At 51.1% G+C, this 23945-nt stretch carries 20 protein-coding genes and 5 tRNA genes; 9 read left to right on the top strand and 16 right to left on the bottom strand.

Annotation, left to right across the window (positions count from 1 at the left end; translation table 11 throughout):
- Positions 1-81: 81 nt before the first annotated feature.
- Positions 82-309: a 3-dehydroquinate dehydratase gene (locus ACFO9Q_RS01840; protein WP_379178085.1), complete on the top strand. Its 228-nt coding sequence runs from the start codon at positions 82-84 to the stop codon at positions 307-309.
- Positions 310-425: 116 nt separating this feature from the next.
- On the opposite strand, the gene ACFO9Q_RS01835 is transcribed toward ACFO9Q_RS01840, so the two are convergent.
- The 3 genes from ACFO9Q_RS01835 to ACFO9Q_RS01825 all read right to left on the bottom strand — a co-directional run bounded on the left by ACFO9Q_RS01835 (position 426) and on the right by ACFO9Q_RS01825 (position 3677).
- Positions 426-1694, bottom strand: a complete 1269-nt coding sequence (locus ACFO9Q_RS01835) for an MFS transporter (RefSeq protein WP_379178083.1) — start codon at positions 1692-1694, stop codon at positions 426-428.
- A gap of 86 nt (positions 1695-1780) precedes the next feature.
- Positions 1781-2698: an ABC transporter substrate-binding protein gene (locus tag ACFO9Q_RS01830; protein ID WP_379178081.1), complete on the bottom strand. Its 918-nt coding sequence runs from the start codon at positions 2696-2698 to the stop codon at positions 1781-1783.
- Between the two features lie 205 nt (positions 2699-2903).
- Complete coding sequence (locus ACFO9Q_RS01825) at positions 2904-3677, bottom strand: phytanoyl-CoA dioxygenase family protein (protein WP_379178079.1); 774 nt, start codon at positions 3675-3677, stop codon at positions 2904-2906.
- A gap of 170 nt (positions 3678-3847) precedes the next feature.
- On the opposite strand from ACFO9Q_RS01825, the gene ACFO9Q_RS01820 reads away from it, so the two are divergent.
- Complete coding sequence (locus ACFO9Q_RS01820; RefSeq protein WP_379178077.1) at positions 3848-4723, top strand: helix-turn-helix domain-containing protein; 876 nt, start codon at positions 3848-3850, stop codon at positions 4721-4723.
- 74 nt (positions 4724-4797) lie between these two features.
- Here ACFO9Q_RS01820 and ACFO9Q_RS01815 read toward each other — a convergent pair whose 3' ends face one another.
- The 7 genes from ACFO9Q_RS01815 to ACFO9Q_RS01785 all read right to left on the bottom strand — a co-directional run bounded on the left by ACFO9Q_RS01815 (position 4798) and on the right by ACFO9Q_RS01785 (position 6982).
- The gene (locus tag ACFO9Q_RS01815; protein ID WP_379178075.1) at positions 4798-5742 is read right to left on the bottom strand and encodes a C40 family peptidase; all 945 of its coding nucleotides are present in this window, start codon (positions 5740-5742) and stop codon (positions 4798-4800) included.
- A gap of 132 nt (positions 5743-5874) precedes the next feature.
- Positions 5875-5959 (bottom strand) — tRNA-Leu (locus ACFO9Q_RS01810).
- 18 nt (positions 5960-5977) lie between these two features.
- Positions 5978-6053 (bottom strand) — tRNA-Lys (locus ACFO9Q_RS01805).
- 14 nt (positions 6054-6067) lie between these two features.
- A tRNA-Glu gene (locus tag ACFO9Q_RS01800) sits at positions 6068-6142 on the bottom strand.
- Between the two features lie 161 nt (positions 6143-6303).
- A tRNA-Ser gene (locus tag ACFO9Q_RS01795) sits at positions 6304-6394 on the bottom strand.
- 5 nt (positions 6395-6399) lie between these two features.
- Positions 6400-6475: transfer RNA gene (locus tag ACFO9Q_RS01790), tRNA-Asn, on the bottom strand.
- A gap of 39 nt (positions 6476-6514) precedes the next feature.
- A complete protein-coding gene (locus tag ACFO9Q_RS01785; protein ID WP_379178073.1) occupies positions 6515-6982 on the bottom strand; it encodes a SprT family protein in 468 nt (155 codons plus the stop codon).
- A gap of 114 nt (positions 6983-7096) precedes the next feature.
- Between ACFO9Q_RS01785 and ACFO9Q_RS01780 the strand changes: the two genes are divergently transcribed.
- Both ACFO9Q_RS01780 and cmpA read left to right on the top strand, forming a co-directional pair.
- Entirely contained in the window at positions 7097-7450 is a 354-nt protein-coding gene (locus tag ACFO9Q_RS01780) for a hydrolase/acyltransferase (RefSeq protein ID WP_379178071.1), read from the top strand.
- An 86-nt stretch (positions 7451-7536) separates the two neighbouring features.
- Positions 7537-7701: a cortex morphogenetic protein CmpA gene (cmpA, locus tag ACFO9Q_RS01775; protein ID WP_379178069.1), complete on the top strand. Its 165-nt coding sequence runs from the start codon at positions 7537-7539 to the stop codon at positions 7699-7701.
- A 65-nt stretch (positions 7702-7766) separates the two neighbouring features.
- Here cmpA and ACFO9Q_RS01770 read toward each other — a convergent pair whose 3' ends face one another.
- The 4 genes from ACFO9Q_RS01770 to ACFO9Q_RS01755 form a co-directional block, all read right to left on the bottom strand.
- On the bottom strand, positions 7767-9938 hold the full coding sequence (locus ACFO9Q_RS01770) for a Tex family protein (RefSeq protein ID WP_379178379.1): 2172 nt from the start codon (positions 9936-9938) through the stop codon (positions 7767-7769).
- A 148-nt stretch (positions 9939-10086) separates the two neighbouring features.
- Entirely contained in the window at positions 10087-10719 is a 633-nt protein-coding gene (locus ACFO9Q_RS01765) for an MBL fold metallo-hydrolase (protein WP_379178067.1), read from the bottom strand.
- 1 nt (position 10720) lies between these two features.
- Entirely contained in the window at positions 10721-11287 is a 567-nt protein-coding gene (locus ACFO9Q_RS01760; protein WP_379178065.1) for a thioredoxin family protein, read from the bottom strand.
- A gap of 66 nt (positions 11288-11353) precedes the next feature.
- On the bottom strand, positions 11354-11962 hold the full coding sequence (locus ACFO9Q_RS01755; protein WP_379178377.1) for a DedA family protein: 609 nt from the start codon (positions 11960-11962) through the stop codon (positions 11354-11356).
- A gap of 148 nt (positions 11963-12110) precedes the next feature.
- Between ACFO9Q_RS01755 and ACFO9Q_RS01750 the strand changes: the two genes are divergently transcribed.
- From ACFO9Q_RS01750 to ACFO9Q_RS01730, 5 genes are all read left to right on the top strand, one after another.
- A complete protein-coding gene (locus ACFO9Q_RS01750; protein WP_379178063.1) occupies positions 12111-12557 on the top strand; it encodes a cupredoxin domain-containing protein in 447 nt (148 codons plus the stop codon).
- 54 nt (positions 12558-12611) lie between these two features.
- Positions 12612-12923: a dehydrogenase gene (locus ACFO9Q_RS01745; protein ID WP_379178061.1), complete on the top strand. Its 312-nt coding sequence runs from the start codon at positions 12612-12614 to the stop codon at positions 12921-12923.
- Between the two features lie 188 nt (positions 12924-13111).
- Entirely contained in the window at positions 13112-14209 is a 1098-nt protein-coding gene (locus tag ACFO9Q_RS01740; RefSeq protein ID WP_379178059.1) for a Fe(3+) ABC transporter substrate-binding protein, read from the top strand.
- Positions 14210-14278: 69 nt separating this feature from the next.
- On the top strand, positions 14279-15862 hold the full coding sequence (locus ACFO9Q_RS01735) for an ABC transporter permease (protein WP_379178057.1): 1584 nt from the start codon (positions 14279-14281) through the stop codon (positions 15860-15862).
- Positions 15859-16494: an ABC transporter ATP-binding protein gene (locus tag ACFO9Q_RS01730; protein ID WP_379178055.1), complete on the top strand. Its 636-nt coding sequence runs from the start codon at positions 15859-15861 to the stop codon at positions 16492-16494. The genes ACFO9Q_RS01735 and ACFO9Q_RS01730 overlap by 4 nt, the downstream gene beginning before the upstream one ends.
- 89 nt (positions 16495-16583) lie before the next feature.
- Here the strand turns inward: ACFO9Q_RS01730 and ACFO9Q_RS01725 are convergent, their stop codons facing one another.
- Positions 16584-18941 (bottom strand): YcdB/YcdC domain-containing protein, encoded by a 2358-nt coding sequence (locus ACFO9Q_RS01725; RefSeq protein WP_379178053.1) that lies wholly within the window; start codon positions 18939-18941, stop codon positions 16584-16586.
- A gap of 270 nt (positions 18942-19211) precedes the next feature.
- A complete protein-coding gene (locus ACFO9Q_RS01720; protein WP_379178051.1) occupies positions 19212-23663 on the bottom strand; it encodes a VPS10 domain-containing protein in 4452 nt (1483 codons plus the stop codon).
- Positions 23664-23945 lie beyond the last annotated feature (282 nt).

The raw sequence follows: 23945 nt of genomic DNA, 5'->3' as shown, positions 1-23945 counted from the left end.
GTTTTTTAAGTATCTATTAATGATTGTATAGTAGACTTATGGAAAGTTAATCACTTGTTGATGAAATGGAGGCCGAAAGTGATGAGAACCATGATTTTATTTCAGAACCGTACGATTCCAGTGTACCTCACCGATACGAACAAAAAAGCGATCGATAAATTGTCCGACGTACTTAACCGTAAGCTTACGACAGGCAAAAATGCCATCAAAAATACAATTAAATCCCTGATTAGCATAGAGATTGATGGCAGTGAAGCCACTCTGCATACTTACCATGAGAAGGACACAATGACCATCTCCCTATACTAAGGAGTATACTAGGCTTATACACGAAGCCCCCGCAGCTTGCTGAAGAGATGATTCAGCGGCTGCGGGGGCTTCGTGTCATTAGATATTCTATAATTGTTATCCTTCGATCAGGCTTCTCACTTGCTTCTGCTGTTCTTCTCGTTCCGGCTCCTGCGACTCTTCCGCCATTGAAAATTCCCGACAACAAACAAGGCAGTACCTATCCAGCCGCATAGAGCTGCAAGCAGGAGAATGTCGGACAACGGTACGCTCGTAGACAGGGAGGCCCCTATAATTGGTCCTAGTGTGCCTCGAATGCCGAAGAGCATGAGATGGAGGCCGAACACAGCCGCTTCCCTCCCTGGTGCAAGCCGGAAGATGAAGGCCAGTATGCCAATGTCCCAGATCGCCTCTCCAATGCCCTGTATTCCGTTGCCTACAATGACCGCAGGGTAGGTCCCCCACATTCCGTACAGCATGGGGACTATAGCATAGGCAGCGATGCCGCATATTAAGGTGTACTTAATATCGATTCGATCCAGCAAGCGTCCGGCGATTAAGTAAGTTAACAGCAACCCTGTGAAATAAGCGATTCTCGCATAACCGATCTCGATATTGCTAAGCGACAGCGTGTCCACCTGAACAATCTGATAGATGGGATTCGACAGCATATTGCCGAAGCCGGCAAAGGTCGTGGCGGCAAGAAATACAGCGAGCACTCGATTGTCTCGAATAAGCTGCCACTGTGCACCTATCGAGAAGCTCCTTGCCGACGGAGAGGGCTGCGCAGCAGGCTCTGGCATTCGAATGGTGTTGAACAACAATATGGATATGGCTCCGAAGATGGCAGCGGTAATGAGCGGTCCCGCCGGCCCGCTTCCCTCCGCCCATAATCCGACAACGTAGGCTAGCGGAATCATTAACGTACCCATCGCCACGCGAACATAGCCCATCAATCTGCCCCGCAGATCAGCTGGATAGATTCGTGATACAAGCGCGGCATAGGCTGGCGCTTGGATGCCCATTAACAGCTGGAATAGAATAGCTGCAGCCACATAGACGACAGGCGTCGGGTAGAAGGCTGGCAAGAACAACAGCAATCTCCCGATTAAGTTAGGGATAACTACGAATGGTCTAGGATTACCTGACCTCTCAATTAAGATTGCCCACAAGGGAGAGAATAATAATCCTATTGCAGGAGCTGCCGACAGGAGGCCAACCTGTACATTCGTTGCTCCGTCTTGAATAGCGAACGGAATGTAGAATTGGTTAAGCACTACGTTGAAGAGGCTGAATAAGATGGATGCACCGAAGTCGATTCTCGCATTATGCCAGACGCCCTTGCTCATCGGCATACCCAGCTTCATCATGCTAGCCGTTGAATGTTGTTCCATCTGAATATTCATGTTCCTTTCTTCCTAACAGACAATAAGATCCACTTCATTTAACAACAGAAACCCCTGCATCCGCAAGGGTCTAAGTTGCTCTATTATTATGGGATCATGTCCAGATTCTTGCCGAGCCGGTCTAGTCCTGCCCACTGCCCGCGTGCCAGCGGCAGCGCTGATGCTGCATCCATCAGATAGACCTGCCCCGACTGAACCGCCTTCAGACCCTGCCACAGCTCATTACTCTGAATATCCAGCGAGTAATTGCCAGGCTTCACATAATCCTCTGCCAAGAAGATGAAGTCTGGATTATGCTTAGCAAGCGCCTCATGATCCGCCATTCCGCCTTCCTTCCATTCTGGCAACTCTGTAAGTCCGATCGCACTCAGATACGACTGAACGGAAGAACCGCCATAGACGATGTTGCCCTTGCTAGTGGCCATCAGGAACACGCCCGTCTTGCCTTCAGCACCCTTGGCTTGAACAGTCTTCTTCACTTCGGCTAATCGGTTCGCATACTTGTCAATAATAGCCTTAGCAGCATCCGTCTCATTCATAATCCTGGCTACAGCAAGCAGCATCTGATCGAAGCTGTACTGTCCCTGCGCGGATTCGAGTACAACAGTTGGAGCGATTCCGCTAAGCTTGTCATAATCCGACCCATCTCCGGCTAGAGAGAGAATAAGATCAGGAGCTGCCTTCTCGATCCCCTCATAGTCTATAGGTGACCCAAGGTCAACAATGGTTCCCTTATTCAACTCTTCGTCATAGATTCGAAGATTCGTAAGCAGGCTGTAATCAACCGTTCCATAAGGTGCTGTACCGAGCTCCAGCAGTTGTGCTGCCGCTATATAGCTCGTTGTGATGATTTTCTTCGGCTGCGCCTTAACCGTAGTTGTACCTTCGAGATGCTTCACTTCCAATGGATAGCCCGAGTCCGTCTTGGAGCTGCTGCTTGACTGGCATGCAGACATCATCATTGCTGCTAGTGCGATTAGGATAAGTATTCTTACTTTCTTCATCTTCATTGTCCCCTGTCCATATGCTCTGATTATTCCACATGATGCCACTGATAATGATTATCATCCATAATATTCTATAGACTAATCTACTATCTGTCAATTCCATATGAGCATAAGAACCTATTAAGTATAATAAAAAACTCCGAAGCCTACTGGCCGCAGAGTCTTGAATGTTGCATTACGAACCCCTCAAGCTGCATGCACGCTACGCCAGCTTGTAATCAGCACGATACTCCTTGAACACAGGATTCTCACCTGCGACCATAAGCCCTTGTCCCCAATTCACATGCTCATCATTAATCGGCAGATCGGCAGGGTCGCGATACTGGAACAGGACATTACGCCGCGGCCGTTCGCTTCGGTTCACATCCGAACCATGTATCGTCAAGTAATTGAAGAACAAGACATCTCCCGCTTGAGCCGGGCAAGGTGTTCCGAGAGACAAGGGGTACTCCTTATGGTTCAAGTAGTGAGCTCCGACATGCGGCAGAGGTCCCTGCTTGTGTGAGCCAGGAATAACACTCAAGCAGCCATTCTCCAGGTCAGAATCATCGAGATGCATACTAGCGGCCAGCATCGAGTGCCGAGCATGCGGGAAGTACGGATAGTCTTGATGCATCGGGAAGGCCGCGCCGCGCTCAGGCGGCTTCACGAGCATTTTACTGTGATGCAGCTGTACGTTCGGACCGATTAGCTCTGTCAGCACCGCAGTCATGTTCGGATGGGAGAGCGCTCTGGTGAAGACCGCTTCATGATAATGCACATCATGGAATCCCTTGAGAACAAGCTTCTTCAATTCCTCAGGAGGCAGGAAGTCTCCTTGCCAGGCATGGCTGCGATCGTATTTGGTTGCTGCCGCTTTCTGTATAACCCGTTCAACCGCTTCCCTCATCTCAGCCACTTCTTCTGGAGAGAAGACCCCCTTCACTAACAGGTAGCCATTTTCATTGTAAAATTGCGCATCCACCTTCACACTCATTCATCCCGCTCCCTTTTGCCTATGTCATAATTTCATTCATTCATAGTACTATTCTAATCGGTGTGTACAGCCATGTATTTAAAAAGATGCGCCAGATTATTGCAATATTACGCCTCAATTCATGATAGGATTAGGTTAACTATTAATCCTAGATGCGGAGGAAGCCAGCTATGCTGACAGCATTAGACATCAACTTCAATACTGCCCTGCCTTACCTAAGGCATATAGTTGAGACGCGCACCGAGTATGCGGCCTATTACATTCATGCCTGGGGAGGAAGCTCCAGCCATCTGGACAATCTTCCTCACACCCATTCCTTCTTCGAGATCTGTTACGTCGTAAGCGGGGAGGGGGTCTATCAGGATGGAGCTTCAACCTATGTCCTTCGCGAGGGAGACCTGTTCTGCTCTAGGCCGCATATTACCCATCAGATCCATCAGGGAGCGCAGCTTCATCTCATCTGGATCGGATTCGAATTAAGGGTGAAGCATTCTTCTCCTGAGGCCATCCAGCTCTGTCAGCAGCTCGCAGTGACCGACCACTACTTCCTCCGTGATGCCCATTCCATGCCTGCGGTACTCATCTGGCAGGCCATCCTTATCCAGGCTTCAATTGGTCATGGGAGCATCGATGTGCTGCAGCCACTTGCTGCAGGATTCTTAAGTACGTTAATGGGCAGCTTCCTGAGAACAGAAGCCCCTGTGGAACAGGTAACCGATCGTCCTGATCGAGTCCTGCTCCAGGCCAAGACCTTCATCATTGATAATCTGACCAGGCCGCTGCAGCTAGAGCACGTAGCTGATTATTTGCATGTATCATCCCGTTACTTATCACGCTTATTCCATGACCACGATCGGCATACCTTCGTTACCTTCTTGAGGGCAGCACGCGTCAATCTGGCTGCAGAGCTGTTGAGACAGGACCGCTTATCCATTAAGGAGATTGCTGCAGCCTGCGGCTTCGACTCCGTCCACTACTTCACCCGGGTATTTCAAGGCGAGATGGGAGTTCCACCCGGGCAATACCGCAAGCAAGCTCGGCTATAACTATAACGAAGGAGCAGCCCTCTCGCACGGAGAGGGCTGCTCCTTCGTTGAATGGTTGGATTACTTGGGTTCGATCAATTGGCCACACGTCTTCCGAAGAGGAATCGGCCTTGCCAATAGCTGTCGAAGCGGTCGAATATAACGCCTGGATCACCGTAAGTATGGATCATATTCCCATCACCTGCATAGATGCCCACATGGCCTACGACTTCATTGCTCTCATACCGCCCTGGGGTGAAGAAGAACATGAGATCTCCAGCCTGCAGCTCATCCTTCTCTACGCGCTCACCGACTTGCGATTGAGAGAGTGACGTCCTAGGCAGATTAATCCCATACCGCTCGAATACATGCGCTGTGAACGTCGAGCAATCGAACTTCCTCGTTCGCTCATAATCTCCCGTCCCGAATTCATAAGGGGTTCCTTCGAACGACCTCGCATACTGAATCAGCTCAGTCGCATCATACCCTGCCGCCAAGCCTCGATAGGTAGCTCCATCAGACGATCCGTCTGATGATGACTGCCGCTCAGCAGTGATAGGGGTCATGACGATCTGCTGCCTGGTTTCATCCCAATTCAATGGGGTTCCAAGCAGAGCTGACAATGACTCCATGGTCATGTACGGCTCATTGTCCAGCTCTCTAAGCGGCTCGGGAAGCCTTATCACCTTATCACCGGCTGACGCTTCCTTATGATTAATCTGCACGTTGTAGTTCGGATTAGTCTGCCCCATTGCATAATGGCCGCCACCATCTTCATGCAGCTGTAATCCTAATGCCTTAGCGGCACCCTTCAGAGGCACCCATATATGTCCACTATCCCTGTATATAGGCAGATGATTAGCTACGAGCTCATCTGCGACGAGCAGCTTGGCGTCCTGTCCGGTGATACTGGAGAGACGCGGGCCTTCGTTCCGGTTCGTATCATCTGATGTGCCGCAGCCGGACATCCCTGCCATGATGCATGCCGCTATTCCTAATTTTATGAATTGAACTGCAGCTGAGGTAAGCTTTTTGTTCACCAAGCTAATCAAGCTCCTTTGTGGTCAAGGTTCAAGTTAGACTTAGTCTGAGTCTTAGAGCTAGGAAGTATGTAAGCAGGTATACAAAAAAAGAACCCTTATCCATCAAGGGTTCTTGAGCATTTGTCATATTGGTGCGGTAGACAGGATTTGAACCTGCACGTCCATTGGACACTACCCCCTCAAGATAGCGTGTCTGCCGTTCCACCACTACCGCACATTATAGGGGAAAAAATGGTGAGCCATGTAGGACTCGAACCTACGACACCCTGATTAAAAGTCAGGTGCTCTACCAACTGAGCTAATGGCTCTCATAGAGAGAAGATGGTGACCCGTAGGGGACTCGAACCCCTGTTACCTCCGTGAAAGGGAGGTGTCTTAACCACTTGACCAACGGGCCTTAAGCTTGTCATTCTTGGGATCATACTCTTAAGCGACAAAAATGATTTTATCATAAACGCTTGTTTAGAAGCAAGTACTTTTTTTTGCAATTGTCTTGCGGGCAAAGAAAAAGGACCTGCTGCAACGGTCCTCCGTACAATCAATTGCTTAATCATATGGTGGCGGAGAGAGAGGGATTCGAACCCTCGCACCACTTGCGCAGTCTAACCCCTTAGCAGAGGGTCCCCTTGAGCCACTTGGGTATCTCTCCAAATCTGGCTCCCCGAACAGGACTCGAACCTGTGACAACTCGATTAACAGTCGAGTGCTCTACCAACTGAGCTATCAGGGAAAAGTAAAAGCGACAAGTAGTAATATATCATGCGTGAAATTATAAGTCAAGCATTTTAATTAATAATTTTCCTCGGCACTTCCCGCATGCATATCTACTTGGATCTACACGCCTTCTCCTCGGATATTCCATACCGCAAGCTTGGCAGATGAGCTTGTACTTATAGGGCGCAGGCCTCCGCATGGCACGCTCAGGCAGAGACTTGCAGAACCTAGCGCCGCCTACTTGCTGCAGAAGCGTCTTGAAGTCCTTGTCCCGATGTTGATAGCCCCTCTTCATAATATGGAGATGATAGTGGCACAGCTCATGCTTAATGATCTTCTCGGTCTCCTCCGTGCCGAAGCTCGCCAGTTGATGCGGACTAATCTCAATATGATGGCTCTTGGTGAAATATCGGCCGCCTGTCGCCTTCAGTCGGCTGTTGAAGGTGGCACGATGCAGGAATGGCCGCCCGAAGTACTTCAGCGACACCTGCTCCACCCACAATTGCAGCGTTTCATCATTCATCGACTTTTCTCCCCCAACTACTTGAATTGTAAAGCCTCAATACGCTACACTTCAAGTAGAATTAACGTTAGTTCATTGCCAATCAGCATGACCGAGGGGAGCCAGACCATTATTATGCCTACTATGCGTTACGTACTTATGAAGGAAGCCGACAGCCTCTTCTTCGTAGAGATGCCAGCCACACATGCCTACCAGCTCAGCGCCCTTAACCTGAGACTTCATAAAGAGATCGACAAGCTGACAGCCGAAGCTGTACCTCAGCTGCCATACGCTGTAGCAGAATGCAATGATGTAGAACTGCACAGCAGCAGCCTTACAATTGAGGATGGGCTACAGTACATTAACAAGCTCGAGCAGGAATTCGCCGCAACGAAGGAGAGCGCTTATCCGCTTATCTCCTTGCTGACAGAGATTCGGGCGCTTCAGGCACAGCTCGAGCAATGGTACGAGGAAGAACTAGAGGGATAGAGCGTTCCCGTTAGGACCTGCACGGACCTTCGCCCTCCCCCATATGCTAATACTACTTCAAGTATAGCACCGGGAGGAGGACGATTATGCCTCAGTGGCTCTGCAATCAACTGATGCGCGCCTATCTGAAGAAGGACCTTCGGCAGATTCGTCTGCTTAATGATTGCTGGTACTTCTATCGCGACAAGCATAGCTCCAAGCCGGGTGAGGATGGCGCAAGCCTTCCGCTTGGTGGTACTCCATTCGATTAGATCAAGCTGGTACAGCAATACCCGCGGCTGCCCTCCAAGGCAACTGCGGGTATTTGTTATGGTTATTAAGCTTGCCCCTTCGGAGAGCGCATCGTTAGACTCACTCGCCCCTTGGCCCCATCCACACCAATAACCCATACGGTGACCTGGTCGCCAACGGAGACCACGTCCATTGGATGCTTCACGAACTTGTTGCTTAGCTGCGAGATATGCACGAGGCCGTCATTCTTAATGCCGATATCGATGAAGGCACCGAAATCAATGACATTACGCACCGTCCCCTGCAGCTCCATCCCCGGCTTCAGATCCTCAAGACTCAGTACCTCCGTGTGGAAGATCGGCGGAGGAAGCTCTTCACGCGGGTCTCTTCCCGGCCGCAGAAGACTGTCCACAATGTCGCGAAGCGTCGGTACGCCGACTCCGAGCGCTGGAGCAACCGCCTCGGCATCGACCTCGGCCAGCTTCAACTTCAACTCCTCTGAGCCTAGTGCTGCCAGCTCTATGCGGAGCTCGGCGAACAGCTGGTCCACCACACGATAAGATTCGGGATGGATTGGAGTCTGGTCGAGCGGATTGCGGCCATCTGCTATGCGAAGGAAGCCGATGCACTGCTCATAGGACTTCGCGCCGAGACGCGGAACCTTCTGAAGCTGGGATCTCGCGTTGAACTTCCCATGCTCTTCGCGATACTTCACTATGTTCTTCGCAATCGTAGCGTTAATCCCTGCTACATAAGACAACAGCGAAGCCGAGGCTGTGTTGACGTCAACCCCAACATGGTTCACCGCAGACTCGACGACGCCGCCTAACGTCTCATCTAGCCGCTTCTGAGAGACATCATGCTGATATTGACCAACCCCAATCGCCTTCGGTTCGATCTTAACCAGCTCAGCTAGCGGGTCCTGAAGCCTGCGAGCGATGGATACCGCGCTTCGCTCAGCCACATCCAGCGCTGGGAATTCCTCCGCCGCCAGCTTGGAAGCGGAATAGACGCTAGCTCCCGCTTCATTGACGATGATGTACTTCAGTTCGGAGGCGCTTCCAGCCCCGTTCCCCTTCCGCTTCCCGATTAGAGAAGCGATGAACTGCTCCGTCTCACGAGAAGCGGTCCCGTTGCCGATGACGATGAGTCCGACCTTGTACTTGTCGATCAGAGCATTGATCAGCTTCTCTGCCTCTGCGACCTTATTGTTCGGAGGTGTCGGGTAAGAGACTGCTACCTCCAGCAGCTTGCCCGTATCATCAACAACGGCGAGCTTACAGCCTGTCCGGAATGCTGGATCCACTCCAAGAATAATCTGACCGCGAACAGGCGGCTGGAGCAGCAGATTCCGCAGATTCTCGGAGAAGATGGAGATCGCATGCTCCTCCGCCTTGGCAGTCATCTCTCCGCGTACCTCCCGTTCAATGGATGGTGCAATGAGACGCTTATAGCTGTCCTCTATAATGCCAATCAGCACTTCACGTATGCCTTGGGCAGTACCATTACGCAGCGTCATCCTCGTCATATAATCGTGGATGCGCTGCGGTGACAGCTCGAAGGAGACGCGCAGCACTTCTTCTCGCTCTCCTCGATTAATCGCCAATATGCGATGAGGAGGCAGCTTGCGTACAGGCTCTTGGTAGCTGTAGTACATCTCGTAGACCGACTCTTCATCTGCCTTCTTAGCCTCTGTCTTCAGCAGCGCTTGTTCGAACGTATGCTGGCGGACCCACTTCCGAATGGCTGGGTCATCGGCGAGATTCTCAGCAAGGATGTCCATCGCTCCTTGCAAGGCGTCTTGAGGCGTTGCCACGCCTGCGGACTCATTAACATAGGCCGCGGCCTGCGCCAGCGGATCTCCTTGCCGAGGCTGACTCCATAGCCATAGCGCGAGCGGCTCCAGCCCTCGTTCCTTGGCCACGGAGGCGCGGGTCTTACGCTTCTGCCGATAAGGACGGTATAGGTCCTCCACTTCCTGCAGCTTGGTTGACGCTGAGATCTGTCCTCTGAGCTGCTCCGTGAGCTTGCCTTGCTCGTCAATTAACCGCAGCACCTCGGCCTTGCGCTCCTCCAGGTTACGCATATACTGAAGACGATCCTCAATGGCACGCAGATCATTCTCATCCAGCTCGCCGGTCATCTCCTTCCTGTAGCGGGCAATGAATGGTATCGTATTGCCTTCATCCAAGAGACCGACGGCTGCCTTCACCTTCGTTACCGGAATGCTTAGCTCAGCCGCAATCACCCGTGTCATGAGAGCGCTCTGCTCTGCATTCGCCTGGTCTGTATGTACTTGCTTCGTGTCTGCCAATTCACTGCACCATCCTTCAATGGATTCTAATCATGATTGCAAAAAAACGCCGGAGACGAAGGCATACTGCCTTAGCTCCAGCGAGTGTTCACTATCTTGTGTAAGGATTGTTCGCTAGCTCGTAGCCAATCGTTGTCTTGGGGCCATGCCCAGGGTAGACGACCGTGTCCGGAGTGAGCTTGTACAGCTTGTTCTGTATGGAGTCGTACAGATCCCGCTCCTTGCCGCCAGGTAAGTCAGTCCGGCCTACGGACTGCTTGAAGAGCACATCCCCGGAGAACAAGTCATTCCCGCACAGGAAGGAGACGCTCCCTGGAGAGTGTCCAGGGGTATGCATCACCTTGAACGTATGGCCGATTAGTTCCAGCGTCTGACCTTCATCAAGCGCATATTCGGCTGGGTCCGTCGTTAGCGGCGGGGTCACATCCGACCAACGAAGGGAGCCATTCTTCTTCGGATCCGTCAGCCAATCCCCCTCGAGATCATGAATATAGACGGGGCATCCTGTTGCCTTGCGCACCTCATCCACTCCTCCCATATGGTCGAAGTGAGCATGGGTGAGCAGTATGGCTTCCAGATGAATGCCGGCGATACGATCTAGCAGTCGCTTCGGATTCATGCCGGGATCGATTACGATGCCGCGGGAGCGTGCTTCATCTGTTAATAAGTAAGCATTGGTCTGAATAGGGCCTAAGCTGAACGTCTCAATAAGGAGCTTGCTCATGCTAGAACGAGGACAGCAGCTCGCGCAGCTCTGTAACAATGACAGACTGATAGCCGGTGCCTTCTCCGTAGCGTCGTCCCATCTCTTGACGAGTGACAGCCAGCTTCTCTTGATAATCCGCCGCTTCGCGGTCAGGATTCTCCTGCTTGAACGCAATCATAGCCTCTTGAACATGCTTCGGACGCGGCCCCCACTGACCAAGCACCGCACCGCCTGTATCACAGATGATGACGATCGGAACCGCACGTCCGCCCATCGTTAAGAATTGATCCATCGTATCCAGATGGTCCTCCATAATGAGTACTTCGACTGGAATGCCGCTATTCTCAAGCGCGCGGAACACAACCGGAATGTTGCGAACGACATCCCCGCACCACTCTGCCATCAGTATGGAGCATCTGAGGTCATCGCGATTGTTCAGTGATTCGAAGAACTCGCGGTCACTCTCCTCTGCCCATGCGAACTGCTCATACCAATTCAGGAATGCTTCCTTGTTCTTCTCCATGCCGTCTATGAACTGCTGTGGAGAGATGCCTTGGCCTAACTTGCTTGCAATGCTTGTACCCATCCCAATCCCTCACTTCTTAATTAGTCATTATTGTGTGTTGCTTCTAACTTAAGCCATGTAACGCTATTATACCGACTTCCCGCGGGAACGTACAAACTTCACCAGCACATAGATGACCAATAAGGCAATCGCAATGAGAATGGCAGGCTGTACATAAGGAGCCGCCTTCTCGTCCACATGCTCCCACTGATCGCCCAGCGTCATTCCCAAGTATACGAACAGCAGCGACCAAGGAATAGATGCCAATGTTGTCAACAGAGTGAACAGCCCGAAGTTCATCCTCGCCATACCAGCCGGAATCGAGATGACCTGCCTCATAACCGGAACGAACCTGGCGGTGAACACGATGCCTGCCCCATACTTATTGAACCAAGCTTCTGCCTTGTCTACATGCTTAGGCTTAATCTTAATGTACTTGCCATACTTCTCAACGAGCGGTCTCCCGCCGTATCTGCCGAATGCGTACAGAATCCAGTTCTGCCCCACTGCGCCTATTGTACCGAACACGACTGCACCGAAGTAAGAGATGTCTCCCTTCGACACCAGATAGCCGCCATAACCAAGAACAATCTCACTTGGAATGACTTCAATAAGTAGACCGAATAGAATGCCGAAGTAACCTAGACTCTCAATCCATACTAATAAATCTGCCAACACCTCATGAATCCAATCCATCATTCTCTGCTCCGCTCCTATCTCCCTAGCTTCTCTATTGCACATATTCTATCACAGGAATCTCCCAGCTTACCACTTCTTGTCATTGGAAGACAAGCCTGCGCATAGACTAGCCATACCTTATACGATTATAGGAGGGATGGGTTACATGTCTAAAGTCTTATTTGTAACGAAGCGTCAACTCGGCGTCACTGCCGTTGTCCTGTTGGTTATCTTGCTAGCTGCTGCCTACTTCAGCTGGAATGCGGCCAAGACCGCTACTGCACAGCCGCAAGTGGAACGGACAATCTCTATTGTAACGGGCGAGTTCAAGACAACGAAGGAGGATGGGAAGGAACTCGAGGTATACACCTGGCAGCCTGGCAACATTCCCGTCATGCAAGGAGAAGCCATCAAGCTTCAGATTACTGGAGTGAACGGTGCCAGCCATCCCTTCATTATAGAAGGACTTGGCGTGCGCGGCGAAGTGAAGAAGGGTGAGGTAACGGAGATTCGATTCACCGCTGAGCGCAAGGGGATCTATGCCATTCAATGCTTGACCCATACCGACATGAATCATGGCGGTCCGATGGTTGGGTATATCGTCGTGCAGTAGTGACCACCGCTCGGCTGGATGCATACATATGGGGTAGAGAGGAGCCCGATACCCTTGAAGCCTGCATCCCAGAAGCATTCAGCTGACTACCCTACGGCGAGGAAGATCCGCAGAGCATGCAGCAATGAGCTGTACCGTACGGTGAAGCGTATGAAAGTATACGTATCGAAGGAGTTAATGGACCAAGCAGAGGCCATCTACTTCAATAAAGTGATGCTCAACCTGCAATGGGTCGTAGAGCATCAGAGCAATCGCAAGCTCCAGTCCGATTGGTGGGACGAAGAAGTTAGCGCTGAGATTGCCGAGCTCTGGCAGGTTGACCGCGCTAAGCTTACTACCGCCTTCAGGCAAGCCTACGGCGGTTAGTTTAGTAGAAGATCCTATATAGAAGCGAATGCAGCTCCCTCCACTAGTTTGACTAGAGGTAGGAGCTTTTTTTTTTACAGATAGCTGCTACATAGTTACAAAAATAGTATTGACATCAGACATGAGAATGGTTATCATTCAATGAGGATAGATATTGATAATAATTATCATTATTAAGGGGTGTCAATGTGCGTATTGCTAAATGGTCTACATTCGTACTATCTGCTGTAACTGCGATGAGCTTAATTGCTGGATGCGGAGCTTCAACTGAGAATAAAAACAACACGAACGCTGCTGAGCCAACAAAGGAACCGGTGCAAGACACTGCTAAGGAAGCGGTCGTTAATGTCTATTCCGCCAGGAACTATGCTGTGGATAAGGTGCTCTACTCCAAATTCACAGAGAAAACAGGAATCGAAGTAAACGTTGTAGACGGGAAGGCCGAAGAGCTGATTGAGCGTCTGAAGCGCGAAGGCGAGAGCACGACTGCAGACCTATTCATCACCGTTGACGGCGGAGTACTGAACAATGCCAAGCAGGCAGGCATTCTACAGCCAGCCGTATCTGATGTTATCAATGCGAACGTACCTGCGGATCGGCGTGATGCAGATAACGAGTGGATTGGCCTCTCGACCCGTGCAAGAGTCATTGCCTACTCCAAGGACCGTGTGAAGCCGGAACAATTGTCAACCTACGAAGATCTTGCCAGTGAGTCCTGGAAGGGCAAGTTGCTTGTCCGCTCTTCCACTTCGCTCTACAATCAATCCCTGCTCTCCTCGTTCATAGAATTGAATGGAGCGGAGAAGGCTGAACAATGGTCACAAGGAATTGCAGCTAATCTGGCACGAGAGCCAGAAGGCGGAGACCGCGATCAAGCGAAGGCAATTGCTGCCGGTGTCGGTGATGTTGCTCTAATGAATACTTATTATGTAGGGCTGCTGCTGAACTCTGAGGATGCAGAGGAAGTTAAGGTCGGGAACAGTCTTGGCGTATTCTTCCCGAACCAGGATACGACCGGCGCTCACATTAATATTAGCGGAGCAGGCTTAACGAAGCATAGTAAGAATCAAGAGAACGCGATTAAGCTTATTGAATACTTAACGGATGTTGAGGCTCAGAGCCTCGTGTCCAGTGAGAACTTCGAATATCCCGTCAATCCTAAGGCTGAGCTTCCAGAGCTGCTGCAGTCATGGGGCGAATTCAAGGCTCAGACGCTTGACTTCGGCAAGCTCGGCGAGCATAATGCGAAGGCAATCGAGATCATGAACAAGACAGGCTGGAAATAATTGATGAGCTTGCCCAATCTCAAGCTATACAAGAAAAAGCATCTAAATGGATGGAAAGTAACAAGCTTATTGGCGGCAGCAGTAATTCTGCTGCCTATTTGCTATGTTTTCACAACTATCCTTACCCCGCCGGGTGATAACTGGTACCAAGTGAAGCGATATCTGCTGAAGGACTATCTGGCAGATACTCTATTCTTAACGATAATGTCCGGTGCTCTGACTGTAGGGTTAGGGGTAAGTCTGGCATGGCTGATCGCTGTATTCGACTTCCCAGGCAAGAGGCTGTTCCGAACGGCTCTATTGCTGCCGCTGGCCATCCCGCCGTATATTGCCGCATACACCTACAGCACCATGTTCAGCTATACAGGAGTAGTTCAGACGACACTTCGTAATCATCTAGGAATTGTCCCTAATCAGGAGCTCATTACCATCTCGTCGATGAGAGGCGCCATATTCATATTCACGATGTTCTTGTTCCCTTATGTCTATCTCATTACCCGAGCTTACTTCGAGAATCAGAGCGCCTCTTATATTGAGAATGCCCGGCTGTTAGGCCGGAAGCCGCTTGCCGTATTCCTGTTAGCTGCCTTGCCATTAGCTCGGCCCGCAATTATTGGCGGGGCCAGCCTCGTCGTATTCGAGGTGCTCAGCGATTATGGCGTAACCAGCTACTTCGGCATCCAGACCATTACGACAGCGATCTTCCAGACCTGGTTCGGCATGTATGATGTAGAGACGGCTATGCGGCTTGCCGCTTGGTTAATGCTTATTATTATCGGGGTGTTCATCCTAGAGAGATTGCTTCGCGGCGGTCGCGCCTACAGTGCGACGACCAGCAAGGCAAGCCGACTCTCTCCTATTCGGCTGAAGGGCGGTAGAGCACTGGGAGCTGTCCTGTTCTGCTTCACCATCGTATCCATCTCATTCCTCATTCCTGTTGCACAGCTGATCGTGTGGGCTGCATGGACGTATGAGAGTGTCTGGGACAACAGCTTCTCCGAGCTCATATGGCGAACACTGTATGTTGCAACTATATCAAGTATTGTGATTATGGTGCTGACCGTCATCGTTGCCTCAGTCAACCGCTCACGCACAGGGTTCTCCTACCTGCTGTCGCGAAGCATAACGGCCGGGTACTCTGTGCCAGGAGCGATCATTGCCATCGGGGTGCTGGCGGTGTTCATTCAGTTGGACCATACCTTCGCTCCTCTCTATCAATACCTAGGCTGGGGTGAAGCTCCTCTCATTCTTAGCTTATCTGTCTATATGCTGTTGTTCGGCTATATCGTTAGATTCATGGCGACTGGTTATCAAGCAGTCGAGACAGGATATGAGAAGCTCGGCATGAAGTATTCCGAAGCTTCTCGCTTGTTAGGGGCCGGCTTAACTAGGACCATTATTCGTGTAGATCTGCCCATGATTAGAGGAGCCCTGCTTACCGGTCTCATTCTAACCTTCGTTGAGGTGTGCAAGGAGCTCCCGCTTGCCCTGCTGCTCAGGCCCTTCAACTTCGAGACCTTAGCTATTAAGGCTTATCAGTATGCGAATGACGAGCAGATTCATAGGTCTGCAATCCCTTCGCTTCTTATCATTGGAATTAGCTTAATCTCCGTAGTTCTATTACAGCAGGTTGGAAGGAGACCGAACAGATGAATGCAGTTGAAGTGAAGAACCTTACCTTCACATATCAGAAGCAAGGAACAGCCGTCATTGACCGCGTATCCTATTCCATTCAGCACGGCGATATTGTCGGAATTCTGGGAGCAAGCGGGAGCGGCAAGAGCACCTTGCTGCGACTCATTGCCGGGCTGGAAGTGCCGTCTGGAGGCTCCATTCACATTAACGGCGTAACGGTCAACGATCAGAGCTCGTTCATTCAACCTGAGAGCCGCGGAGTCGGTATGATATTCCAGGATTATGCCTTGTTCCCCCATATGAACGTGCGAACGAATATTGAATTCGGCCTGCACGGGATGCCGAGGAAGCAACGAAGGCTGCGTGCAGAGGAGATGCTGAGGCTCGTACAGCTTGCGGAATTCGGAGATCGCTATCCCCATGAGCTGAGCGGCGGCCAGCAGCAGAGGGTTGCATTAGCCCGAGCTCTTGCTCCTAAGCCGAATGTACTGCTCATGGATGAACCGTTCAGCTCCCTAGATGCCGGGCTTCGTGAATCGATTCGCCAGGAGCTCAGGGATATCCTGAGACGAGAGAATATGACTTGCTTGTTCGTGACACATGATCCCCAAGATGTGGAGGCCATCTGCGACCGCATGATCCAACTGTAGAAGGAGTATCACACGCCTTACAGGCTGAGCAGAACGCTGCTCAGCCTGTATGTGGTTCCTCGGAGAGTGGACTCACTCTTCGTACTTTCCTACCCCATAATTGGCGTATCTACCTTGCCTTGCAAGTAGACGAGCCGCATTAGAATGACACTGGCTTGAGCTCTTGTGACAGGAGCATCCGGCTTGAAGCTGCCTCCTGACGCCGTTAGCAGACCCAGCTTCAGGGCAATGGCAGCCGCCCCTGGATTCGGGATTGAAGCGGCATCCTTCAGTGACGCAACCTGCTGATCCTTATTCATATAGACCGACAGGGCATCATAATTAAGGAATTGTGTTAACAGGAGCGCCAGTTGTCCTCTAGTCAATGTCTGCTCCGGGTTCAGCTTGGCCTCAGGTGTTGACGGCTTAAGCCATTCACGGCTAACGAATAAGGACACGGCTTCCGCATATGGGCTGTCCTTGGCCACATCGGAATAATAAGGCTGCGAACTGGAGTTGGAGCTGTAATAATTGTAGTATGACTGACTTGGGTTGAATGAGGCCATCACCATCTTCATCCAATCCCCCAAGGTAAGGTTCTTATCTGGTCTCACTAGCCCCTCTGCATCTGGTTCGAGAACACCATATTCCACCATGGTGGTGAGTTCGCGTTCCGCCCAATGACCAGCTAGGTCTGAGGCCTTCGGCTTAGCTGCCGCTTCTGATCCATATGGATACGTAAGAACGAGCTTCCCTGTCATAGCATTAACATAATAGAACTGGCGACTCTTCTGAACCAGAGGTACGTAAGCAAGCTTGGTTACAGGTTCAATATAATTATTCGGATCATAATAGCCTCCATATTGAGTATAACGAAGCTCCGCTGATAGTACATCCCGATAAGCCTCAAGAGCCTTATCCGGTTCCAGCTTAGCGGTCAGCTTCTCCAGCTTAGCAATGGCCTGCTTATCCATCAAGGAAGACGCATCGTTATAGGTCTTCAGCTTCCCATCTCCATCTAATACAAGATGAACATTACTGGCGTACAGAGGTATATCCTCGTGGAATTGCTGGAAGATGAAGCTGAACGTAGCAGTCTTGTTCCCATCCTCAGCTTGCGCGTATTCGATCAGCCTAAGCTTCTCCGCGGCATTGGGATAGATCTCATGGATGAGAGTCAGCGCCTTGGACCTTGCCTGTTCGCTCGTTATTGAAGCTTGAGGCTTGTCCTTCGCTTCCTCTTCAGATGGAGGCTCGTTAACATAATCATAATCATTAAGCTCAAGCAATTGGCCGTTGTTGGCATCAATAACGACAGAGAGCTGATTCATATAGCCGAACCGATCGTCCTTACTCCAAGTGAACCGCCATACTGGCCGCTCCCCTGCTCCACCATACCAATCCTTCGATAGATAGGCATTATGAGCCTTATAGTCTGCTGGCACCGTAACGATCTTCAAGGCGCGAGCCTTAGCCTCATCCTGCGTTAACGTCTTGCCAGTATGGGCAACGAAGGATACCGCTGACTTCGGTATAGGGATATACCCCTTGAACCGATTCTGAGCAACTGGATGGTTCTGAACTCTGTCGCCAGTCTTCGCATCTAGTGGAAGCAGACTATCCTCGGCAGGGAAGTAACCTAGACTCCATTCCGAATTGGGACTGCGATCATAGTAAGGCTTGTCAGGAATATAGAAGAGAGTGAGTGCTAATTCATCCTTGAACTTCTTCTCAGCTTCTGCAGCAGACAACTTCGTATCGGATGATGGATAGTCGCCCTGAGCGTAGTTAGCATGGTAGGATACGACCTCCCCATTGCCATTCAAGGTCAAGTGGAGACTGCTTCCATCGGATGGAATTCCATTCACAAGCAAGTTATAGGAATAAGAGTAGCGGACAGAGCCGAATAAGGGCTTAAAGCTCTCGTTATAGGAATTATCCATTGGAACAAGCTTGTACTTCGCGATAGATGGAGAAGCCTTCTTAACGAATGCTCTAGCCAGCTTCTCTCCTTCCTCGTAGCTAACCTTAGGAGGATAGTAGACTTGATCCTGTTCACTGATAGGATGATAGAACTGAAGAAGGTCACCCGTCATAGCATCTACCTCAGAATTGAAGCCGTGAGAGGAGTTCCCCTTCTCTATAACCCAATTGATGGTCCAGACTAGATTGCGAGGCGGAGGGAATACACTGGGGTTGCCGAACTGAACGCTCTCTACGCGTGCTTCCTTCCCGAACTCTGGGAATAGCTTGATTATTCTCTCGACCGCTTCTTCCTTCGTAATCTTCGCCTGACTCTCATCCTGAGCATTGTCATGCTGGGCATTCGCACTCTTCTCATCCAGCGAAACAGCCGTTATGGATACCTCCGTAGATGCCCCTAAGGCGTATGATCCGGCGAACGGTGCTTGCAGCATGCTTACCATTAGAGTTGCTGCAGCCACTTTGTTTCGATTCCTCTTCTTCATTGGGTTCCAATCATCCTCTCTGATATTTCTTACTATTCCAGATTATTACTCTAAGTAAGACGTATCTGAGAAGAGGTTCGTTGCATGATTTTACCCAAAAAGCACAAAAAACTCCAGAAGCATCTCGCCCCCAGAGATAACTCTTCATGTTATTTTAAACACCGAGGCAACCGCCTCTAATCCCGAGTTGTCCTAGTTAAAGTAGAGATGGCCGCCTCCCAACCGGAGGGTTTGAAAGGCGGCATCGTCTATCTGAATTTCAAACGACTGCTAATTTTTGGTCAATGTGAAACTATCCCCGAATCCGTTCCCCGCATTTGGCTTATAGAAATAAATCTTGGCGGAGGTCTCAGAAGAACCCGTAGTAAAGGTTAAAGTAAGCTCAGTATACGCCGCATTAGTCGTCGAGACGCTCTTAGTGTCCGTAATGTTCTTCACACCGATGCTCGCTGACCCCGCATCCGTCTTCACATGAGCCTTCAAGGTATAGGTTGTGCTCGCTTGAAGCCCGCTGACCCATTGCTCGATACCGCCAGCTCCTGCTGAAGTCACCGCATAGGATCCTGCATGAGCTCCAGCGGATACCAGCGAGCCTCCCCCCCATGGCGCTTCCCAAGGACTGGCCGCCCCTGTCTCGAAGCCCGGGTTGCCCACTAGATTAACAGCCGTTCCGACTGTAACTGTCTTCTCCGTGCTGGCAGCCGAGAGATTGCCTGCAGCATCCACTGCACGCACCATATACTTGTAAGTACTTCCAGCCGTTACTGACGTATCGCTGTAAGACGTTCCGGACACCACTCCTACCTGCACTCCATCCCGGTAGATTCTATAACCGGTAACCCCTGTATTATCGGTAGAAGCATTCCAGGTCAAGTCTATTTGGGCTGCACCCGGCACCGTGTTCACATTCGAAGGCTGGGTAGGAACGGACAGATCCGAAGGCAGCACCACACTGCTCTCAGTAATTTCGAATTCGTCCGCGTATCCGGTGCCGGCATCGGACTTCCAGAAGTATATCTTCGCCGAGGTGTTGGCAGCCCCTGTTGTAAAGGTTACCGTCAGACGTTGGTAATCCTTCTCTGTAGTAGAGGTATTGATCTCGGTTCCTCCGAAATTTTTTACACCGATGTAGCTGGTCCCTGCTTCCGCTCTGGCGAAGGCCCTAACGGTATAGGATGTGTTGGCCTTCAGCCCGCTGACGGTCTGCTCAATACCTCCTGAGCCTGAAGACTTCACAGCATACTGTCCGATCTTCGCACCTGAACTGGTAATGGCTCCTGCTCCCCATGGCGTATCCCATGGAGCGGTTGACCCCGTCTCGAATCCAGGGTTACCAGCCTTGTTAGGCGTGGCAGACAGCATCGGAATAACTTGCAAGTTGTCATACAGTGTATAGCTGTACTCTGTACGAATACCGATCTTGCCGCCCTTCAGCATACGGTCTCTTACCCGGTTGAAGAGGGTGGTCTTGGTTGAGCCCTGCACAGCTGTGACCGTGATATATCCGTCTCCTTCATAGAACACCTCGAGCGCAGTGGTTGTATTCATGTTGTAGTTGCTGTAGCTTGCTATGGTGGAGCTTCCGCCTTCGATCTTCTTCTTCAGATTAATCGTATTCGTGCCGGTATAAGAGCCGATGTCCAGGTAATAGTAATTGTCTTCGTCCTGGTAGTTGAACAGGATGCCGCCACGATTGAACACCCCGCTGCCATTGACGGTTACATCCACCTTGTAGCGGTAATTGCCAGAGTATGTGGAGCCATGGTAGACGGCCATTGCCTCTGCATCCCAAGAGCTGTTGAGCTTCTGGCTATTGACCCCTGCGTTCTTCACTGACCAATTATTCCCCAATCCGCTGTCAAAATTGTTGCTGTAAGGATCCCCCTGCCGTATATCTCCGGGAGCCGGCGGAAGCGGCTGCGTTCCGGGAATGGCACGCTTGGCGCTGCGTTCCAGCGAATTGGCGCTGTCACCCTTGGCATTCACAGCCTTGACCACATAATAATAGGTGGTTCCTGCAGCAGCGGTGGTGTCTGTATAAGAAGGAGTAGTAATGCCGCTGGCAATCTGAGTATACCCGCTGCCGCTCGTAGTAGAGCGTAACACCTTGTAAGAGGTGGCACTCCTCGCGGTCCAGGTCAGTTCCACCTTATCCGTAAACTCCGTGGCATAGACCGCTGCCGGCCCTTGATTTGCCGCAACGCCTTTTACCGGATCCGACCATATGCCGGTCGTCACATTCTTGACCTTGTAGTAATAAGTTGTTCCATTCACAGCCGTTCCGTCCTTATATTCGGAAGCTGTGATTGGACCAGCAATCTTCGAGTAGGTTCCATTCACCGAGGTGCTCCGGTGTACCTCGAAGCTGTCGAGAGCCTTCGCTGCATCCTCCACTCTGCGAGCGTCCAGCATATCACGGTCCATGGAGTCGATCGCCCTGCTGCCGTCAATATCATATGCGTATACATCATCCACATTGGTCGAGCCGTAGTGGGCCACAACATCGTCCACCATAGCCTGTGTCACCCTGCCGTTACCGAACCAGTCCACCTTCAGTTCTCCATTACCCGGTACGATCGTTACAGAGGGAGCAGTAGAGGCGCTTGTCGTATCTCCAGGCGGCCCGATTACCCACATCCCATAGCATTGTCCGGCTACATAGGCGTACCGCGTTACAGGATGCACCCGGATCCAACTGGCTTCTCGTCCGCCATCGGGACCCGCCAGGATTACACTGTTCCGAGTATTGCGCGTCAACACCTGCCAGGTGACGCCCCCATCCGTCGAACGGACCACAGACGCATCCGTGGAGTACAGGTTGGCGCTCCCCCCGGCATAGATGACATTCGTATCCACGGGATCCACCGCGACCGTCTTCAGTCTATTGGTTCCAGCCTGATCCTTAGGGATATTGGAGTTCAGGCTCGTCAGCTCTGAAGTGGATAGATTGTATTTATAGATACCGCCGCCTGTTGCAATATACAGGAGGTTATTGACATGATCCACGCCGATGTCAGCTACATAGCCTACGTCAACTAAGGTTTGCCAGGTCTTGCCCTTATCCTGGGAGCGGACCACCTTCCCGTTGTTCCCCCCATATAGGTCCTTAGATATCGGATGGTGATTAAGCACCCCCTTGCTGTTCGTCATCTTGGTCCAGGTATAGCCCTGATCCTCACTGCGGTACTCGTGTACGAAGAGCACCCGGTCGTCCGTCGGATCGGCATAGGAGCTCTCCAAGCCGTTCAATCCAATCTCATCTCCGTTGGCATCCCGGCCTAGATCGATATTGGTCCAACTAACCCCTGCATCACGGCTAACAGCGATCTGCTTCTTCCAATTCCATCCGCGGGTAGCTACCAAGAGCAGCTTAGGATTGACCGCATAGGCCCCGTAGCCCCAGCCTCCCCAATCGAACCGGCTCGGATTCACATACTTCCAGGTCAAGCCGCCATCTTGGGTAACCGCTCCGTTATAATCCTGGGAGTTCATATACAAGAGATCTGGATACTTAAAGTTGAAGTTGAAGGAGCCGCCTTGCATGATGCCATTATTGCCCTTGTTGTGGACTCTGAACTGGGCTCCGCTGTTAATACTCTTCATGAAGTAGTCCCCGCCGCTGGACCAAACCGTCTGCTCTTCGTTCGGATCCCAGGCATATACATTCTGGCGGGCGTTGAAGGGGATGTAGCTGTACAGATTATCCCTGATCGAGGCGGTCCAGGTTGCCCCGCCATCGGTAGAGTAATAACTCTTGGTATCCGCATAGTTCCCCGTAGCATCCAAGGCATTGTCCGTCAGGATCATCCGGTTAGGGTTCACAGGACTTACCTTCAGAAGCATCGGGTTAATGGACGGGAAGCTGCTGCTGTTCACCTTCTGGAAGCTCTCCCCACTGTCATTGGAGACATATACACCATCGGCCTTGTTGATATACACCCGGTTAGACTGGGTATAGATCACGTCCAGACTCTTCACATCACCGGCCACCTTCTGGGTGAAGCTGGCTCCGCCGTCGATGCTCTTATAGAACCCCGTGCTGTTGGCTACATAGACGAATCCTTGGGTCGGGTGGACCTTGACGATACTGCCTCCATAGGCAGAGCTGTTCGGAATCTCCTGCCAGGTAGCGCCGCCATCTATAGACTTATATAGTGCCGGCTTCACCTCTGGTGGAATCCAATCATTGGTGTCCACAGCAATCCGGCTCCAGTAAGCAATCTTGCTCCCCCCGATTACTGGGTCGTAGCTGGACTTGTCGAAGGCCAGCTGTTCCCGGTAATCTCGGTAGCCCTCTATCTTGGCAATATAGGCGGATTGCCAGGTTGCTCCCTTGTCCGTAGACAAGTATATGCCGTTCCGCTCATCCGGTACAGAGTTGCTGCCAACGACCAGAACCCGATTACTATTATTCGGATCAATGGCAACGTCGTTAGCTCCCCGCGGGTTGAAGCCGATGGAGCTCTGGGCCCATGAGGCCCCTCCGTCCAAGGAACGGTACATGCCGCCTACGTCTGTTGTGAAGATCATGAAGTCCCCGGTATTAGGATCTGCTTCCACGCCCTGAATCCATTGTCCGCCTTCACCTCCTGCGCCGTAAACATTCATAATGCGTTCATCTGTAATGGCCAGAGGCTTCCACTGTTCTGCGAATGCCGAGCTTACAGGAGCTGCTGCAATCAACGTCGCCAATCCAAGTGCCAACCAATTCTTTTTTCTCATGCCTGTCCTCCTTTTTCGAATAAGAAAGAGCTTGTGTAAACGCTACCATTTTGTAAAATTTAAGGTATCCTCCTTTCGCCCTGATTCCCCCTTATCATACTTCCTCCAACTTCCCACTCCAAGATTCAAATTACAGTTTTGTACGCTACATTTTATATACTTCAAACACACCATCACATGGCTCATGCCATTAAAAAGCCCCCTGAACAGGGGGCTCAGATTGTAGAGAAACCCACCGTTTATTCAGAACGGTGGGTTTCTCTTTCTGTTTTCGTCCTCTTA

Source organism: Paenibacillus sp. GCM10023252, from assembly GCF_042653305.1.
GTDB lineage: Bacteria > Bacillota > Bacilli > Paenibacillales > Paenibacillaceae > Pristimantibacillus.
Note: the sequence above shows the minus strand (reverse complement) of the source record. Positions and strands in the feature narration are given on the sequence as shown.